Annotated in this window: 1 protein-coding gene; it reads right to left on the minus strand. The window is 42.2% G+C overall.

Annotation, left to right across the window (positions count from 1 at the left end):
* A partial coding sequence (locus HUO09_RS21755; RefSeq protein ID WP_188235266.1) for a dihydrodipicolinate synthase family protein occupies positions 1 to 917 on the minus strand: 917 nt, incomplete at its 3' end.
* Between the last annotated feature and the right edge of the window lie 140 nt (positions 918 to 1057).

Below are 1057 nucleotides of genomic sequence, written 5' to 3' on the forward strand. Positions count from 1 at the left end.
AGTCCAGCGGAGCGAAGGGCTGCCGCTATTTCTTCGTGAGCACCTTCTTGTAGAGGTAGTAGCGGACCTCGAACTGTTGCATGCTCTAAAATGCCACGTGCAACCAGTCCTTCTTTTAGAGCCACTGTCCCTTCCATATGTGAACCGCGGTGATAAACATTCTGAGTTACTGGGAATAATTTGTCGTGAATTGCGCGCGCTTTCGGATAATTACGTTCTTTACCAGCAGCAATAAGTTCAACTAAAGGCTCTGGAGCAAGACTTCCGTAGCCCACTAGTGCACCGTCAACATCAAACATAGTATGAAGTAGATATTCATCGTGACAGGTCAAAATAGTTAACTCTGGACATTCACGACGAATAATTGGAATTTCCGTATCCCAGCGACGCATGTTACGAACACCATTTTTCATCGCAATCACACCAGGTTGCTTTGCAATATCTAACAGGGTTTGCAAACTATAAGTAGCCTTAGTTACATCAGGATATTGGAACAAAATTAGTGGTAAACCACTTTCTTCATATACTGTTTTATAACGTTTTTGTGGCGCTCCTTCTTGGTAACCAAAACGTAGCCAACCATGTGAAGGGTACAGCAGACCAGCTGAAGCGCCAGCTTCAAGCGCTCGCTTAGCTTCCAACGCCGCAACCATATCCCCTTCACCAGTAATACCAGCAATAATTGGGATTTCATCATTTACCGCATCTTTAAAAGCAGTAATAACAGCACACTGCTCTTCAGGCGTTAAAAATGTACCTTCGCCAGCATGGCCAAGCACGACAAGACCTTTTACACCATCAACACTTGCTAACCAAGAACCTAAACGTTTGATTGCAGCAAAGTCAACATCGCCGTCACGAGTAAAAGGAGTTACAGGGGCAGGCACAAGACCTTTCAAATTAATTTCATGTTTCATCATTAGTTCCTATTTATTTATATTTTTTCGTCAACATGAAAACGTTCTTGCAAACGTTTTCATGTTTGGGCTAATATACTGCTAACTAGATTTGCTTCAAGAAAGGTTGATTCTTATTGCAGATGAATTCACAAAAAAAA

The organism is Vibrio sp. Y2-5 (assembly GCF_014596725.1).
GTDB lineage: Bacteria > Pseudomonadota > Gammaproteobacteria > Enterobacterales > Vibrionaceae > Vibrio.